At 37.2% G+C, this 16,683-nt stretch carries 19 protein-coding genes; 10 read left to right on the forward strand and 9 right to left on the reverse strand.

Going from position 1 to position 16,683, the window contains the following annotated elements; all coding sequences use genetic code 11:
* Positions 1-111 precede the first annotated feature (111 nt).
* A complete protein-coding gene (locus tag ACFSQJ_RS18250; protein ID WP_377768330.1) occupies positions 112-1,191 on the forward strand; it encodes a hypothetical protein in 1,080 nt (359 codons plus the stop codon).
* Positions 1,192-1,525: 334 nt separating this feature from the next.
* Entirely contained in the window at positions 1,526-1,948 is a 423-nt protein-coding gene (locus ACFSQJ_RS18255) for a LytR/AlgR family response regulator transcription factor (RefSeq protein ID WP_377768331.1), read from the forward strand.
* A 35-nt stretch (positions 1,949-1,983) separates the two neighbouring features.
* Here the strand turns inward: ACFSQJ_RS18255 and ACFSQJ_RS18260 are convergent, their stop codons facing one another.
* The 7 genes from ACFSQJ_RS18260 to ACFSQJ_RS18290 form a co-directional block, all read right to left on the reverse strand.
* Positions 1,984-2,379: a response regulator gene (locus ACFSQJ_RS18260; protein WP_377768332.1), complete on the reverse strand. Its 396-nt coding sequence runs from the start codon at positions 2,377-2,379 to the stop codon at positions 1,984-1,986.
* A gap of 150 nt (positions 2,380-2,529) precedes the next feature.
* Positions 2,530-2,943: a DUF6691 family protein gene (locus ACFSQJ_RS18265; protein WP_377768333.1), complete on the reverse strand. Its 414-nt coding sequence runs from the start codon at positions 2,941-2,943 to the stop codon at positions 2,530-2,532.
* A 4-nt stretch (positions 2,944-2,947) separates the two neighbouring features.
* Positions 2,948-3,505, reverse strand: coding sequence for a YeeE/YedE family protein (locus tag ACFSQJ_RS18270; RefSeq protein ID WP_377768335.1), 558 nt, complete (start codon positions 3,503-3,505; stop codon positions 2,948-2,950).
* Positions 3,506-3,531: 26 nt separating this feature from the next.
* Positions 3,532-3,906: a rhodanese-like domain-containing protein gene (locus ACFSQJ_RS18275; protein WP_377768337.1), complete on the reverse strand. Its 375-nt coding sequence runs from the start codon at positions 3,904-3,906 to the stop codon at positions 3,532-3,534.
* 5 nt (positions 3,907-3,911) lie between these two features.
* Positions 3,912-5,321: an MBL fold metallo-hydrolase gene (locus tag ACFSQJ_RS18280; protein WP_377768338.1), complete on the reverse strand. Its 1,410-nt coding sequence runs from the start codon at positions 5,319-5,321 to the stop codon at positions 3,912-3,914.
* 71 nt (positions 5,322-5,392) lie between these two features.
* Entirely contained in the window at positions 5,393-7,132 is a 1,740-nt protein-coding gene (locus ACFSQJ_RS18285; RefSeq protein ID WP_377768339.1) for a SulP family inorganic anion transporter, read from the reverse strand.
* A gap of 33 nt (positions 7,133-7,165) precedes the next feature.
* Entirely contained in the window at positions 7,166-7,798 is a 633-nt protein-coding gene (locus ACFSQJ_RS18290) for a Crp/Fnr family transcriptional regulator (protein WP_377768340.1), read from the reverse strand.
* A 51-nt stretch (positions 7,799-7,849) separates the two neighbouring features.
* Here ACFSQJ_RS18290 and ACFSQJ_RS18295 point away from each other — a divergent pair, with 51 nt between their 5' ends.
* The 7 genes from ACFSQJ_RS18295 to ACFSQJ_RS18325 all read left to right on the forward strand — a co-directional run bounded on the left by ACFSQJ_RS18295 (position 7,850) and on the right by ACFSQJ_RS18325 (position 14,335).
* Positions 7,850-9,220 (forward strand): aldehyde dehydrogenase, encoded by a 1,371-nt coding sequence (locus ACFSQJ_RS18295; RefSeq protein ID WP_377768341.1) that lies wholly within the window; start codon positions 7,850-7,852, stop codon positions 9,218-9,220.
* 63 nt (positions 9,221-9,283) lie between these two features.
* Entirely contained in the window at positions 9,284-10,504 is a 1,221-nt protein-coding gene (locus ACFSQJ_RS18300) for a sulfite oxidase (RefSeq protein WP_377768342.1), read from the forward strand.
* Entirely contained in the window at positions 10,504-10,998 is a 495-nt protein-coding gene (locus tag ACFSQJ_RS18305; RefSeq protein ID WP_377768343.1) for a monoheme cytochrome C, read from the forward strand. Before ACFSQJ_RS18300 ends, ACFSQJ_RS18305 begins: the two co-directional genes overlap by 1 nt.
* Positions 10,982-11,941 carry a sulfurtransferase gene (locus ACFSQJ_RS18310; RefSeq protein ID WP_377768344.1) on the forward strand — a complete coding sequence of 320 codons (960 nt, stop codon included), beginning with the start codon at positions 10,982-10,984 and terminating at the stop codon, positions 11,939-11,941. Before ACFSQJ_RS18305 ends, ACFSQJ_RS18310 begins: the two co-directional genes overlap by 17 nt.
* 2 nt (positions 11,942-11,943) lie before the next feature.
* Positions 11,944-12,828, forward strand: coding sequence for a sterol desaturase family protein (locus ACFSQJ_RS18315; protein ID WP_377768345.1), 885 nt, complete (start codon positions 11,944-11,946; stop codon positions 12,826-12,828).
* 9 nt (positions 12,829-12,837) lie between these two features.
* The gene (locus ACFSQJ_RS18320) at positions 12,838-13,731 is read left to right on the forward strand and encodes a phosphatase PAP2 family protein (protein WP_377768347.1); all 894 of its coding nucleotides are present in this window, start codon (positions 12,838-12,840) and stop codon (positions 13,729-13,731) included.
* Positions 13,732-13,765: 34 nt separating this feature from the next.
* Entirely contained in the window at positions 13,766-14,335 is a 570-nt protein-coding gene (locus tag ACFSQJ_RS18325; RefSeq protein ID WP_377768348.1) for a phosphatase PAP2 family protein, read from the forward strand.
* On the opposite strand, the gene ACFSQJ_RS18330 is transcribed toward ACFSQJ_RS18325, so the two are convergent.
* Positions 14,332-14,493 (reverse strand): hypothetical protein, encoded by a 162-nt coding sequence (locus tag ACFSQJ_RS18330; RefSeq protein WP_377768350.1) that lies wholly within the window; start codon positions 14,491-14,493, stop codon positions 14,332-14,334. The genes ACFSQJ_RS18325 and ACFSQJ_RS18330 overlap by 4 nt on opposite strands.
* 110 nt (positions 14,494-14,603) lie before the next feature.
* Complete coding sequence (locus ACFSQJ_RS18335) at positions 14,604-15,080, reverse strand: cupin domain-containing protein (RefSeq protein WP_377768351.1); 477 nt, start codon at positions 15,078-15,080, stop codon at positions 14,604-14,606.
* 381 nt (positions 15,081-15,461) lie between these two features.
* Here ACFSQJ_RS18335 and ACFSQJ_RS18340 point away from each other — a divergent pair, with 381 nt between their 5' ends.
* Positions 15,462-16,682, forward strand: coding sequence for a site-specific integrase (locus ACFSQJ_RS18340; protein WP_377768352.1), 1,221 nt, complete (start codon positions 15,462-15,464; stop codon positions 16,680-16,682).
* Position 16,683: the final 1 nt, after the last annotated feature.

Consider the following 16,683-nt stretch of genomic DNA (forward strand, 5'->3'; position numbering starts at 1 on the left):
GGTATGCCTTTTTGTTCTATAAAAGTAGAAAAACTTTTCTCAAAAAATTTTCAGGAGTTTTAAACGTTAAGTTGTTTTAGTTGTGGTAATACTATTAAAAATAGACCAAAGATGAAAACTGTCAGTAGAATTTTAGTTGCCTTTGTACTTGTTTTGAGTTTATTACAAACCTCATGCAGAAAAGAGGAATTCGAATTTGTGGGTACTCCTCCAGAGGATGGGTTAAGTTCAAATTCTACCGTAGCTAACCTATTGATTAGAACGACCTTAAAAGATGGTTCTATTGATAATATTGTAGATGGCGCAAGTTGTTTTTCTGTTGCATTACCACTTACGGTTATTGCCAATGGCAACACGCTTACTATCACCGATGAAGATGGTTATGACGAAATAGAATTTATATTTGAAGAGCGTGATGATGACGATGATATCCTAGAAATAATTTTTCCTATTACCCTTATTTTCGCTGATTATACCGAAGAAGAAGTAAACAATCAGACAGATTTTGATGCTTTCGTAAGTAGTTGTGGTGGTGAAAACCAAGTCGATGATGATATTGAATGCATAGACCTTATCTACCCCGTTGCACTTACCACCTTTAATACCAATAGTGAGCGGTTCAATTCGTTTTCAATAGTAAACGACAAGGTTTTATTCAACTTTATTACCAACCTGGACAAAAACGATGTCGTCGACATAACATTTCCGTTGAACTTACTATTGAGTAATGGAGATGAACTACAAGTTTTTGATCTTCAAGAGTTGGAAAATAGTATTGCCGATGCATCTAATAATTGTGATGAAGATGATGATAACAATTTTGACGATGATGATTGTCAAGGTTGTAATGAAGATGAAATAAAAGAACTCTTCCTTTCATGTGATGATTGGATAGTAGATAGTTTAAGGCGTGATAATATGTTTTTACAAACACAGTATGAGGACTTATCTTTTCACTTTCAAGAGAATGATATTCTTGTGGTCACATCATCTACGGAAACTTTCACTGGAAATTGGTTCGTGACAGAAGCGGCCGATAATATTATTCAGATAGAAATTGTAGTTCCCGGGCTTGAGGACTTTAATGGTGTTTGGGATGTGAATGAGGTTGCCTTAGTCAATAGTCAAGGAAAAGTAAATTTACTTGCTGGCAATGATAGATTGCGTTTTGCAAACAATTGTTCCAATTAATAACCGAATTTCAGCCATAGTTTTAAAAAAACTATGGCTAGCTAAACACCATGCCTTCGAAATGGGTGTTCTTAGGTTCGATTTTAATCCTAACCTAACGCTAAGGGATATTACCATTACCCAGCTATATAGAAATTTTATTGCGGTAACAAAACGGCAAATCTAAATCTCTTTTAGATCCGTTTTACTTTCCATGTCACTTCATATGTTCTAGACTTTTTGCTTTTCATCGACATATTTGAAGGTCATCGAAAAAGTTGACGTTTCATCTAAACCCATCAGGAGATAGGTTAAATCAACTGTTTTATAGGTGTAAACTAACAACCTAAATTTCATGAAGACCATTGTCATTGATGACTGTAAAATGCAGAACCTGACCACAAGTACTTTGGTAAAGAATAATCGAAACTTAGACTTTTTAGGTTCTTATACAGATGCTAAAAAAGGTTTGGCCGCAGTTAATAAACTAAAACCAGATCTATTGATTTTAGATGTTGAAATGCCTGATTTAAATGGCTTCGATGTGCTTCAAAACCTAGAGCATGATTGCCAAGTGATAATGTACTCTACACAAAAACAATACGCTTTTAAAGCAACCCAATTTAATCAGGTCGAAGATTTTTTGACAAAACCTATTAATAAGACCGAACTTAATCACTCGGTATCAAAACTAGTAAGCAATTCTTTATTCAAAAGATATGAAGGAAATTTTGCTAGTTTATGTTTACAAAGAACAGATTTTGTTAGGGCTAGCTAACAATCAATCACAATAGTAAATTAATAAAAGAAAAATTAAACCGTTTTCTTTGAAAAAATCTTATCCAAACTATTTCTTGAAAGAGGTTTATCAAAATACCCATCTATAAGGGCATGTTCTTTTGCGATAGCACGATCTTTAGAATTTGAAAAGCCAGAAAGTATATAGATTTCTGGAAGTCTTTTTCCTTTAGCAAGGCTTTGAAGATTTTCTATAAACTCCCAACCATTCATATCGCCCATGATTAAATCTAAAAAAACAATGTCAGGAAGTTCTTTGTCTTCGGTAATTAGATAAGAGAGCTTTACCAAGGCTTCTTCGGCATTCGCGCAGGTAGAAATAGAAAAATCTCCACTATGTTGTTCAATAACATAACGTGTGGCGAATTGAGACACTAAATCATCATCAATAATACAGATATTACGTTGCATAAGTTCGTATTCGATAATCTGGGGGAGATATCTGTTAACCTACAAAGGTAAAATTATACTTGCTATTGCTAATTAAATACTCGTTTTAAGGTCGCAAAGTATCTTTATGATGTAAAAAACGCCTTTTTTAGGTCAAAAGTATAAACGTACTTAATGAGGTAGTCGATTTTTTAGCAGACCATAAACCAATGTGCCAAGTAATGCCCCAAAAATTACAAGAAGAATTGGCAAAAACCCAGCCCCTAACAAGGTATACATAGGCCCTGGGCAGGCACCAGCAAGCCCCCAACCGAGTCCAAACAGCACACCACCTATTGCATATCGAGCAAATGACATTTTCTTATCTACAATGCTAATTTTTTCACCGTAAACCGATTTTACGCCCTTTCGCTTTACCCATTGGGTAAAAACAATACCTAAAAGCAGTGCCGAACTTATGATACCATACATATGAAAGGCCTCAAACCTGAACATCTCATAGATTCTGAACCATGAAGCTGCTTCAGATTTGAACATTACGATTCCGAAAAATATACCTACCAATAAATAACTTAAACTCCGCATAATCTTAAAATATTAAGGGAAAAATAAAATGGACCATAAGCAATCCACCGGCAAAAAAACCAATAACCGCAATTAAAGATGGTAACTGCAGATTGCTCAAACCAGAGATAGCATGCCCTGAAGTGCATCCACCCGCATATCTGGCCCCGAAACCTACCAAGAATCCGCCAACCAGTAACAAGAGGATGGTCTTTGTACTAGAAAACACCCCTTCTCCAAACAAGAGTGCGGGCATGTAGGCACTGCCACCATCTGTAATTCCAAGTTCTTTTAAAGCTTCAATAGAATCTTGACTAATGGTCACCGCAGCATCGTTTGATAAAAAGTTTATGGCGATATAGCCTCCTAAAACTGCACCTATAGCTACAATTAGATTCCAACGTTGTGCTTTCCAATCAAACCTAAAAAAATCTGCAACTTTACCCGCACCACCTATGGCACATATTGTTCGCAGGTTTGAAGACATTCCGAAACGTTTACCCAAAAGAATCAAAATTGCCATTATCAGGGCAATTAAAGGCCCTGAAACGTACCATGGCCATGGCTGAAGTATTTTATCCATTCTTAAAATTTAAAAAGAAGCTATAGTTATTCCAAAACCCAATCATTATAGCCGCCGGAATAATCGAATATTTTCTTAAATCCCTTTTCTTTTAGTAATTGTGCAGCTCTATTACTTCTACCACCCATTTTGCAATACAGATAAACTGGCTGTTGTTTATCGAGCTCTTGTACTTGTATAAGAAAAGTATCGCGATTAATTATATTGAAGTTAACAGCATTGGCAATATGTCCAGCGTCATATTCTTCAGAAGTTCTAACATCGATAAGTTGTACTTTTTTACCAGTGATAGCCGTTTTAATCGCCGCTTTATCTACAATTACGATTTCTTGGCCTTCGTTGTTTTGACAAGCAATAAAAACTAATGCCAAGAAAAGAAAGGTGAATCTAGAGGTGTTCATTTGAGTTATTTTAATGTGGTCGGACAAACAAAATCTGTTACCGGAATACCAACCTTTTTTATGGAGGCCATTCCGCCAGCTACATCGATCAAATTATGAATGCCCCTACTTTTTAAGATAGAAGCGGCAATCATACTTCTATATCCTCCTGCGCAGTGCACATAAAAAGTTTCTTCTTCAGGAAATTCAGACAAATGATCGTTCAAAAAATCAAGTGGGGTTAAATTGGCAGCATCTACATGCTCAGCACTATACTCCGATTCTTTTCTCACATCAAAAACAGGAACATCGTTCTTAAGTTTTTCTTTGAAGCTTTCCGCAGAAATACTTTCGACGGTGTCAATCTCCTTACCTGCTTTTTTCCAAGATTCGATTCCTCCATTCAAGTACCCTAAAGTACCATCAAAACCAACTCTGGACAGTCTAGTAATGGCCTCTTCTTCCGAGCCTTTATCCGTCACTAAAAGCAGCGGTTGTTTTACATCTGCAATCAAGGCACCGACCCAGGGAGCAAAACCTCCTTTTAAACCTATAAAAATGGAACGTGGTATATGGCCTTTCGCAAAGTCATCTTGATGGCGCACGTCTAACACAATTGCCCCAGTTTCATTGGCAGCGGTTTCAAAAGCATCAGGTGACAATGCTGTAGCTCCTCGTTCGATAACTTCATGAATATCTTCGTACCCCTCTTTATTCATTTTTACATTAAGGGGAAAATATTGCGGCGGCGGTAAAAGACCATCCGTAACTTCCTTGACAAACTCTTCTTTGGTCATATTGGCCCGCAATGCATAATTCATTTGCTTTTGATTCCCTAAAGTATCCACGGTCTCTTTCATCATATTTTTACCACAGGCGGATCCAGCTCCATGGGCAGGATACACAATGACATCATCGGCAAGCGGCATAATTTTGCTACGCAAGCTATCGAAAAGCATACCGGCCAAATCTTCTTGCGTCATAGTCGCTGCTTTTTGAGCCAAATCGGGCCGACCTACGTCACCCAAAAACAAAGTATCCCCACTAAAAATAGCATGGTCTCTTCCGTTTTCATCTTTCAACAAATAGGTCGTGCTTTCCATGGTATGACCGGGCGTATGCAAGGTCTTAATGGTAATTTTACCTAGTTTGAATTCTTGATTATCTTCAGCAATTGTAGCCTCAAAAGAAGGATTTGCGTTTGGGCCATAAATAATAGGTGCTCCGGTTTCTTTGGATAAAGTAACATGGCCACTTACAAAATCTGCATGAAAGTGGGTTTCAAAAATATATTTGATCTTTGCATTGTCTCTTTTTGCACGCTCTAAATAGGGTTTTACCTCTCTTAGCGGGTCTATGATGGCAACTTCTCCTTCACTCTCGATATAATAGGCCCCTTGCGCCAAACATCCGGTATATATCTGTTCTATATTCATTTTTATCGCTTTCTAACAAATTTATTGAAAGTAAAACTTTCTTATTATGACTTATGTCAAATTAACTTCCATCATCGATACTGTAATGAAACTTTTTCTTGAATTTGTGATTTTCCAATTTTCTTTAAACTATCGGAGTAGGCCTCTGCCGTTCTTACGTAAATATTTTCTTTTCCTATAAACTCTACCAATCCGCTTTTATGAAGGATATCCCTTGTCGGGCCAATGGCCCCTGCAATTTTAAAGGTAATATCGTTCTCCCTAAGTTTTTCTACAATCTTCTTAAGCTGATTTACGGCAGTATTATCAATATAGTTTATGGGTTCGGCATTAAGGATAACATATTTTAGCGTTTCCCCCTTTTTTTCAACCTCATTTAAAAGTGCCCTTTTAAAATAGTACACATTGGCAAAAAACAGTTGTGCATCGAACCTGATCATTAAAATTTCATCATGCACCTCAACATCTTCAGGAAAGCGTTTTAAGTTTTTAAAATACTCCATTCCCTTTATCTTACCCAAGATGGCGATATGCGGTCTTGAGGTTCTGTTGACCAAGAGTAGTAATGAAAATAATACCCCAAAAATAATTCCCTGTGAAATGCCTATTAACAGCGTCGTCATAAAAGTTACTACAAAAAGGTAAAACTCATCTTTACCTTGACGCCATAGTTGTTTGGGATACTTCAAATCAATAAGACCGTAAACTGCCACCAAAATAATTGCACCTAAAACAGATTTCGGCAAATAGTAAAAGAAAGGGGTAAGAAATAATAAGGTAATACCAACTACAACTACACTGATTAAAGAGGCAATGCCTGTTTTCGCCCCTTCATCAACATTGACCGCTGTTCTTGACAAACCGGCATTGGTCGGAAACGATTGAAATAGAGACCCTACAATATTTGAAGTACCCAATGCTCGTAATTCTTGATTGGCATCAGTGTGGTATTCGTCACTTTTATCTTCAACGGCCTTTGCAATGGTCATTGCTTCGGCAAAAGCAATAAAAGCCAATGCCATGGCGGTCGGAAAAGCTTTTACGATTAAGTCCATATTAAATTGTGGCAATAAAAAGCCAGGTAAACCCTTGGGGATTTGACCTACAATATGAACATCGGTTTCGTTGACCATAAAAAAGTAAATGCCTATAATGGACAAGACCACCACAACCATTGCAGCCGGTAATTTTCGATGTAATTTTTTCAGTCCCAAAATCACCAAGATGGCTGCTATGCCAATTGCTAAATCATAAAAATTAGTCTCGGAAATCTGACCAATAATGGCTCGAATCGTTTTTAAGGTGTTGTTTGTATTAATTTCTAGGCCGAAGAAATGTTTTAATTGGCTAATACCAATAACCAATGCCGCCGCAGAAGTAAAACCGCCTACCACAGGCCTCGATAAAAAGTTAGATAAAAAACCCAAACGCATAAAGCCCATTACCAATTGAATCACCCCAACAAAAAATGCCAAGAAAATAGCCATACTGATGTAATCGTCAATATTGGCCAATTTCATTGCCGCCAAACTTGAAGCAACAATTAAGGAATCTAAGGCCACTGGGCCTACTGCTAATTTTCGACTAGAGCCCGTAAAAACATAAATCAGGTTTGGTATTAAAGCAGCATAAAGCCCATAAATTGGAGGTAATCCTGCAATTAAGGCATACGCCATTCCTTGCGGAATTAGCATAATACCAACAGTAATGCCAGCAGAAAAGTCTCCTGCCAAATAGGCCTTTTTATACTTTGGCAACCATTCTAATATTGGAAAAAAAAGCTTTAACATTACTACAAAGATACTATGCATTTATAGGATGATATGTATCCTAAGTCACAAAGGCTACAGTTTGATTATTTCAATCTGATTTCGATGCAGTTTTATTGTACCTAGACGTTCTAACTTTTTCAAAAGTCTAGATATGACAACTCTGGAACTATGAAGGTCAAAAGCAATATCTTGATGTGTACTTATGATTGTGTTTGATTTGGCAATTCGGCACTTTTCCTTTAAATAAGAAATTAATCGTTGGTCCATGTTCATAAAAGCAATACTATCTACTGTTGCCAATAATTCATTTAAACGGCTATGGTAGTTATCAAAAATAAACTTACGCCAAGATTTATATTTTCCTGTCCATTCCTCCATTTTACTAATAGGAACCATAATCAATTCAACATTGGTTTCGGCTATTGCTGTAATTTCGCTTTTTGTCGCCCCTAAGCAGCAAGTCATTGTTATACTGCAAGTATCACCTCTTTCTAAATAGTACAACAACAATTCATCCCCATTATCATCTTCTCTAAGTATTTTAATTGCTCCAGAAAGCAGCAGGGGTATTTTCTTAATAAAATCCCCTATATCAATTATTATTTCACCTTGCTCAAATTGAACTAATTTCCCCTCTTTAGCAATTTCATACATGAGATCAAGCTCCAAAATGTCCCCAAAAATCAATTTTAAATCATTCGCCATCCAACTAAATTATATATTTATCCTATTATACAGCTTAACAAAAAGTTACCAATGATAAATAAAATTGTAGAAGATCAATCAATTTTCTTTGCAGGCCAAAAGACCAAAGACGTTAATTTCCGTAAACAAGCATTACAAAAACTAAAAAAGGAAATTTTAAAGTTTGAAGACGTTATTTGCGATGCCTTGTATGAAGATTTTAAAAAACCTAAGTTCGAAAGTCTAGCAACGGAAACCCAGTTTGTACTTTCTGAGCTGCAATATGTGCTAAACAACATTGCTATTTGGAGCAAACCCCAGAGGACCTCATCGAATCTGGTAAATTTCCCTTCTACTAGCCATATATATTCAGAACCTTATGGCACTGTTTTGATTATTTCGCCTTGGAACTACCCTTTTCTGCTTTCCATGTCTCCTTTAATCGGTGCCATCGCTGCAGGAAACACAGCGGTAGTAAAACCTTCGGAACTCACCCCGAATACCTCAAAAGTTATAACCAAAATTATAGCCAATACTTTTCCCAAAGAATATGTTACCGTAGTTGAAGGTGGTGTAGCGGTTTCACAAGAGCTTTTAAAACAAAAATGGAATTATATCTTTTTTACCGGTAGTTCAAGAGTTGGTAAAATAGTTTATAAGAGCGCCGCAGAACATCTGACCCCTGTAACCTTAGAGCTAAGTGGTAAAAACCCATGCATTGTTGATAGCTCTGCAAAAGTGAAACTGGCCGCAAAAAGAATTGTCTGGGGCAAGTTTCTAAATGCCGGGCAAACTTGTATTGCTTCTGACTATGTTTTGGTACATAAAAAAGTTAAAGACAAGCTTATTTCGGCACTACAGCATAATATTTCAAAAGCCTTCGGAAAAGACATAGCACATTCAAAAGATTTTGCGAGAATTGCCACCGTTGAACATTACCAACGGCTAAAAGAAATGCTTGAAGGAGAAAATATACTTTTTGGAGGTGACAGTAATGATGAAGACCGTTTTATCGGTCCTACACTTATAGATTCACCAAGCGATAAAAGTAAGGTAATGGAAGATGAAATTTTTGGCCCTATTCTTCCCATAATATCCTATGAAACAGAGAGAGACATTGAAAAATATATCAGTAGCTATGGCAAGCCTTTAGGTTTGTATATTTTTTCGACAAACAAAACCTTCCAAAAGAAAATTATCAATAGATACAGTTTTGGTGGCGGGGTCATCAATGATACCGTAATGCAGATTACCAATAAGAGTATTCCCTTTGGTGGGGTTGGCAATTCTGGTATTGGTGGTTATCATGGCAAATACTCCTTTGACCTATTCTCACATAAAAAATCAATTTTGAAGCGTGGTAATTGGTTAGACGTGCCACTACGATATCCGCCATATAGCATTCCAATAAACTGGGTAAAAAAAATGAAGCATCTATTTTGATTATTTTAGAGGAGTGTTATTCTGTTGATTATTTAATCATCAACTTATGAAAATGGATTATACATGCAAAGAAGAAAGTTTTTAAAAAAGGGAAGTCTACTTACGCTTGCAACTGCCCTGGGCACTGAAATTGTTTTTGGAAAAAATATTCGTGAAGGATACCAGTTATTAGGATTACAAGACCCAGACCCTTTTAAATTGTTCCAAAAAGACCCCCAAATGGTCGTTTTGAACGATAAGCCCTGGAATATGGAAGCACAGGCACATTTATTGGATGATAGGGTAACACCCAATAGGTTCATGTTCATAAGAAACAATGGAAAAATACCCGCGAACATAGATGCAGCCAATTGGAAAATTACCTTTGATGGCGAATCTTTAGAAACTAAAAAAACCTATTCCCTCAAAGAGCTTAAATCAAAATTCAAACAATATACCTATCAACTCACACTGGAATGCGGCGGTAACGGAAGAAGTGAATTTAATCCGCCGGCAAAAGGCAATCAATGGACCGTGGGCGCTGTTTCTTGTGCCACCTGGACCGGAGTTCGTTTGAAGGATGTTTTAGAAGATGCAGGCTATAAAAAAGATGCTGTTTATATTGGTTACCATGCCGCGGATACCCACCTAAGTGGAGACCCAAGTAAAGAGCCAATATCAAGAGGTGTGCCCATGGCCAAAGCGCTACAAGACGAAACCTTACTTGCCTTTAAAATGAATGGAGGAGACATTCCGCTGGCGCATGGATACCCCTTACGGTTGATTGCCGGGGGCTGGCCCGCATCCGCATCCGGTAAATGGCTCAATGGCATCAGTATTCGCAACAAAATACATGATGGTACAAAGATGACAGGTTCTGCCTACCGTGTCCCCTGTGAAGCGGTCGCCCCTGGCGAAAAAGTAAAAGATGAAGACATGTGCATTATCGAATCAATGCCCGTGAAATCTTTAATTACCTATCCAAAATCTGGAGCTGTACTAAAAAATAAGAACAGCTTGACCATTAGAGGCCATGCTTGGGCCGGAGAGCTTCAAGTGAAGACCATGGAATATTCCATAGATTTTGGGAGTAGCTGGCAAACTTGCAGATTAGAAGTACCAAAGAACAGATTGGCATGGCAACATTTTAGTGCAACTATAAGCTTTCCAAAGAAAGGCTATTATGAGGTTTGGGCGAGAGCTACGGATAGCAACAACCTAAAACAACCGATGATTTTACCAGGTTGGAACCCCAAAGGATACTTAAACAACGCTTGCCATAGAATTGCCGTAAAAGTTAGCTAATGGATAGTTCAGAGAGACTTAAAAACAGTTTTAAACAAATTCGCCATTTAACAATAGTAATTGTGGTCTTTTTTATGGCAATGGCAGCCGTTCTTCTTTATATTATGGTAGACCCGAGTTTGTCTTCCTTTAAATCTAATAAAAACGAAATTACAGTTAGCGATTATGAAGTTGTATCGGAAATGGACGAGGCCGATTACGATAAAATAGAAAACGGTATTCATGTTCGTACAGGTTTTGTAGATAGTGATGGGCTCATGCTTGTGGTAAACAATTGCACCAATTGCCATTCCGCCAAATTGGTAACCCAAAATAGAATGTCTAAAGAGCGTTGGTTGGCCACAATTCGATGGATGCAAGAAACCCAAAATTTATGGGATTTAGGTAAAAACGAAGAAATTATTGTGAATTATTTGGCCACGAATTATGCCCCCTCCAAAAAAGGAAGACGCCAGAATTTAACTGATATCGAGTGGTATGAGTTGGAGGAATAGTTTTATTCTGGTACTGCTAATTTGTTGTCTTTCATGCAAGAAACAACATACTCCCGCTATTCCTGAAGACCCCCTAAACACTATTCTGACCCAACTTGAAAACTCATCGCTTATAGAAACTGAATTACTTAGCGAAACGCTAGACCTCACTGGTCTAAAAATAATTGATTTTAGAAGAAAAGAACATTATTCACAAGGTCATATTTCTGGTGCAATTCAACTATGGAGAGATGATATAGAAGATGCCTCATTTCCTTATAAAGGTATGATGGCAAAAAAAGAAGAAGTTGAAAAGCTATTTTCAAAACTAGGAATTAACAATACAGACATCCTTGTACTCTATGATGACAAGGGTTCATGTGATGCTGCCCGCCTTTGGTGGGTGCTCAAAAGTTACGGTTTTAATAATAGCAAGATATTAAATGGGGGTCTGCAAGCGTGGTTGGCTTTTGGCGGAACAACAACTCAGAAAGCCACTGTTCACCAAGAGACCGTTTTTACACTGCCCTCGGTAAGTTCTGAACTTTTGATTTTAAAAAATGAATTATACGAGCTTCTAGCAACTAACAGCCCTCCACTATTGATAGATACAAGAACTTATGACGAGTATACCGGAAAAAGACAAAAACTAGGGGCAGCTCGAGCAGGCAGAATTCCAAAAAGCGAATTTTTAGACTGGGCAGAGGCTATTGATTATGACAATACCATGAAGTTTAAACCCGTATCTGAACTTGAAAGTTTATATGCTGCATTCGGAATTGGTAAAAACGATACCATCGTTACCTATTGCCACACCGGTGTGCGTTCTGCGCATACCACATTTGTTCTTACCGAGTTGTTGGGTTACAAAAACGTCAAAAATTATGACGGCTCTTGGTCAGAATGGAGCTATTATAAAGACTTGTCTTTTGAAAAAGATAGTATTACCGTAACTTTACAATAGCTATGGAAAAATACGTTGACGCCTTTGTAAATGCATTTAACGGTACGGTAAGTTGGACCTGGAAGTCCATACTATTTGAAGTACCTTGGTATACCAATTATTTTTGGGGCCTAATCGTTATATCCCTTTTTGTATGGATTTTAGAGATTGTTTTCCCTTGGCGTAAAGAGCAATCCATTTTTAGAAAAGACTTTTGGTTAGATGGCTTTTACATGTTTTTCAATTTCTTTCTCTTTGCTATTGCCATAAGCGGTATCTATAAAATGCTTGGTGTATTATTCAATGATATTGGTATAACCGCCAAAAGTCTAGCGTTGATAGACCCGTCATCATGGCCCGTTTGGGTGCAATTATTGGTGTTTTTTATAGTATTGGATTTTGTACAATGGTTCACCCACATCTTGCTACATAAATTTCCATTTCTATGGCAATTTCATAAAGTACACCATAGCGTAAAAGAAATGGGCTTTGCTGCGCACCTTCGTTATCATTGGATGGAAAATATTCTATACAAACCTCTTAAAACTTTTGGCGTAATGTTACTTGGAGGGTTTGAGCCTGAACAGGCCTATATAGTACACTTTATAGCAATTACCATTGGCCACTTTAATCATTCTAATATAAAGATTACATGGGGGCCTTTAAAGTATCTGGTAAATAATCCGGTGATGCATTTGTACCATCACTCTTACGAACTTCCGAAAGGGAAATTCGGGGTGAATTTCGGGATTAGCCTCAGCCTTTGGGATTATCTGTTTAAAACAAACTATATTCCTGAAGACGGTGGCAAAATACGCTTAGGTTTTCCCGGTGACGAAGAACTACCAAAGAACTTTTTTGGTCAAGTAGTACACGGTTTCGTAAAGCAAAGAAAGAATACTCCATAATACCAAGTTATGCTGCTAAAATTTGAGCCCTATTTTAAGTACAATCCCTTTTTTGTGAAAATTTCCGTGTTTATTTTACTGTACCTCTTTTTTACAATACAGTTATGCGCACAAACCGATTCTGAATCTACTTTTTCAGATAAAACAACTTGGCAGCTGTTCAAATACGATATAGGCAATGTATTTAAAGGTGTTGGACACTCTTATACCAGACCTCTTCACTGGGAGGGCAAACAATGGGGTACTTTCGGTACTATTGTCGCTGGCACCGGATTGCTGTATGTTTTTGACGAGCAAACATCAGAATTTATAAGACGTCAACAACTAGGTATTCCAAGATTTATTAGAGATTATGGCACAAAATACGGCAGCCCCCAATACAACTATATGTTGACTGGTGGTGTTTACTTAACCGGCCTATTTACAAAAGACGAAAAGTTAAGACGAACGGGGGTACTCTTGATAGCTTCGGCATCTTCCGCAGGTTTATTACAGCAGGTAACAAAATCTGTTGTCGGTAGGGCACGACCTGTTAGCAATAAGGGTAAAGACACCTTTGACCCCTTTAATTCTAGTCGAAAGTTTCACTCTTTCCCTTCAGGCCATACCATACTTGCCTTTACCAATGCCTACGCCATCGCCAAACAGTTTAAAAGCCCTTGGCTTAAAGGTGGCATCTATGCTATTGGTCTTGTGCCCGGAGTTTCAAGACTTTGGGATGGAGAGCACTGGCTTTCAGATGTTGCTTTAGGCGTTGCAATAAGCATATTTACGGTAGAATCAATTGATAGATATCTTGACCGTAAGTATGATGAGAAGTACAATGATCAACAGCAAGAGAAAAAGATAAGTTGGAATCTAAATATTGGTCCGGGGCGGGTTGGCCTCGTCGGACGTTTTTAACTTTATTAAACTCATCATCGTATTTTAAAAACTAATGTTCGAAGACCTCATTGAACTTGATAAACAGCTTTTTATATATTTAAACGGAATGGGAGTCCCGTTTTGGGACAGTTTTTGGCTGTATCTATCAAAAACTTTAAGTTTTGTTACTATTCCCATTTTTCTATTTCTAATCTATTATCTGTACTTGAAATTAGGGTTTAAAAAAGCGGTTGTTGCAATTATTACCGTAGGTCTATTACTCTTATGTACAGACCAACTTTCGGTATTTATCAAACAAGGTACACAAAGACTTAGGCCATGCTATGATAATGAAATTCAAGAGCTCATGCGTATGGTAAGAAGTTATTGCGGTGGCAGATACAGCTACTTTTCGGCGCATGCAGCAAACTCTTTTGCACTTGCGAGTTTCTTCTCAATTCTGTACAAAAAGGAAACGAAAGTATTAGGTTTTGCACTATTGATTTGGGCAGCATTGGTAAGTTACAGCCGTATCTATATTGGGGTACATTTTCCCTTAGACGTCATTACCGGCATTGGTGTCGGTATTCTTTTTGGTTGGCTTTTTGCCAAGTTATGCGAATCGACCCTAGAAAAAATTTAATTTCTGCCTCCTTGCCTTGTTTTAGAATACTTATTGGAGGGAACATCTGGTGGCAAGACCAGCTTGTTTTCATCTTTTGCTGTTGTGGTAACAGAAGATTTGGTGCTTACGCAACCTGTCAATAAAATACAACAGCATAAAAGTGTTAAAAATTTCATTGTTATGATTTTACTTAAAATTACAAAAAATCACGAAAAAAATAACAATTATATATGCTTAGAGAAAGTAACGATAGCGAAAGGAACTTGAAAAACTACGTTTCCCCTTTTTAATCTTCATTTAATTTCTCGGCTACGCTATCATAGTGTTTTTGAGATAACACTTCCGTCCATTCTGTAGGTTTGCCTCCACCATATATTGCCAAATAAGTAACATCATTTTTCTTTGATGAGGAATGCCAATGTTCGGTATCTTTCTCACACTTAATTACATCACCCTCGCGTATTAATTTGGGGGCTTTGCCCCTTTCTTGATAATAGCCTATACCTTCAACCACAATTAATATTTGTGGTGTGTCATGTTTATGCCAATTTAAAGTAGAATTGGCTTTAAAAGTTGCTTTGGTGATGTTATAATCTAAAGTTTCATCTGCACTAAATAGACGGTTTAGCCAAGCTTCACCCATATAGTGCGTATTGGGTGCTTTTGTGCCTGCTTCTTTATAAGAAATGATTTTGTACTCCGCACTCTGGGTTAGACCGACAAAGGGTAAGATTACAATAATTAAAAATGTGATTCTTTTCATCTCTAAGATTTTTGAAGGTTAAAGTATGAAAAAGCCTGCAATAGGTTCATAATAAGTTTTAACACTCATTATAACTTTGACAAACTCAGCACGACGCTTGGGCTCCCTTCAACTGCGCTCGGGATAAACTTCTCGCCCAGAAATCCCTGAATGCAAAAAACCCTGCCATTTCTGGCAAGGTTTTTTAATTTGCTCCTCCTCTTGGGCTCGAACCAAGGACCCTCTGATTAACAGCGTCACCGAATGGGGTTCAAGCAAATCTTAAAAATCGCATATTTTATTGAATATCAGTTATTTAATAAAATTTGTTGTCAAACCAAATCAATTGAAACCAACTTTCTGCGTGCAAATTGCGTGCAAATTTTTTTATAACTTATGTTCATGAACACGAGTATAAAACTAAGTTTGGACACCCGTAGAATGACCCAAAATGGATGTTTTCCCATTATTTTGAGACTAACCCATTTTAGAAAAACCACTTCGATAAAAACGGGCCATTATGTGCCAGAGGAATTTTGGGATAATCACAGATGCAAAGTAAAAAGAAATTTTCCAGATGTTAATTCGGTTCACTTGATGAATACCCTTTTATTAAAAAAACAACTCAAAGCACAAGAAGTAATCAATAGACTGGCCGATAATGACCAATTGGACAGACTTACCGCAAAAGATATTGCTGATAAAATAGTTAACCGAAAGCGATTCAATTCCTTCTATGAGTTCGGTCTTCAAAAGGCTGAAGAGCTTATAAGAGAAAAAAGGATTGGCACCGCCAGAAACTATTCCGGAATAATAGGAAGACTAAAGGTGTTTACCAACAACCGAGATTTAAAATTCAATGAACTCAATCTTGAATTTCTAAAACGGTTTGAAAGGCACCATTTATCAAAACCAGGCAATACCGTCAATGGAATTGCATCTTACATGAGAACGATAAAGGCAATTTACAACAAGGGCATCAAGGAAGGCGCGGTGGATGAAGCTCTATACCCTTTTAGATACTATACCATCAAAACTAAGCCAACTGAAAAAAGAGCCATTAAGATTGAAAGTATCAAGAAAATACTTGAAATGAAAACCGAGATAGGTTCCAATCATTTTCATTATCGCAATTACTTTATTCTATCCTATCTTATGTTGGGCATGTCCTTTATTGATATGGCATTTCTAAAAAGAGATAATATCATTGATGGTCGTGTTAAATTCCAAAGAAGGAAAACAGGAAAACGCTATGATATAATCATAACAAATCAGATTAAACCAATCATTGATTACTATCTGGAACATCCTAATCCATCTGGTTTTTTATTACCCATAATTTATAGAGACACAATAGAGTTACAGTACAAAGATGCTCAATGGGAACTAAGAAGATATAATGTTGGGCTAAAAGAAATAGCTAAAAAGTGTGGTATTGAAGAACGTTTGACCTCCTACGTATCCAGACATAGTTTCGCAACCCATGCTATGTTCAAAAAAGTTCCTTTGGAGGCAATTTCTGCTATGATGGGTCACAATAAACTAAGTACAACCCAAATCTACTTAAAATCATTGCCGAGTGAAGTCCTTGATACCTATCAAGAAGAACTAAATATTCTTTGAA

Source organism: Croceitalea marina, assembly GCF_042684265.1.
Classification (GTDB): domain Bacteria; phylum Bacteroidota; class Bacteroidia; order Flavobacteriales; family Flavobacteriaceae; genus Croceitalea; species Croceitalea marina.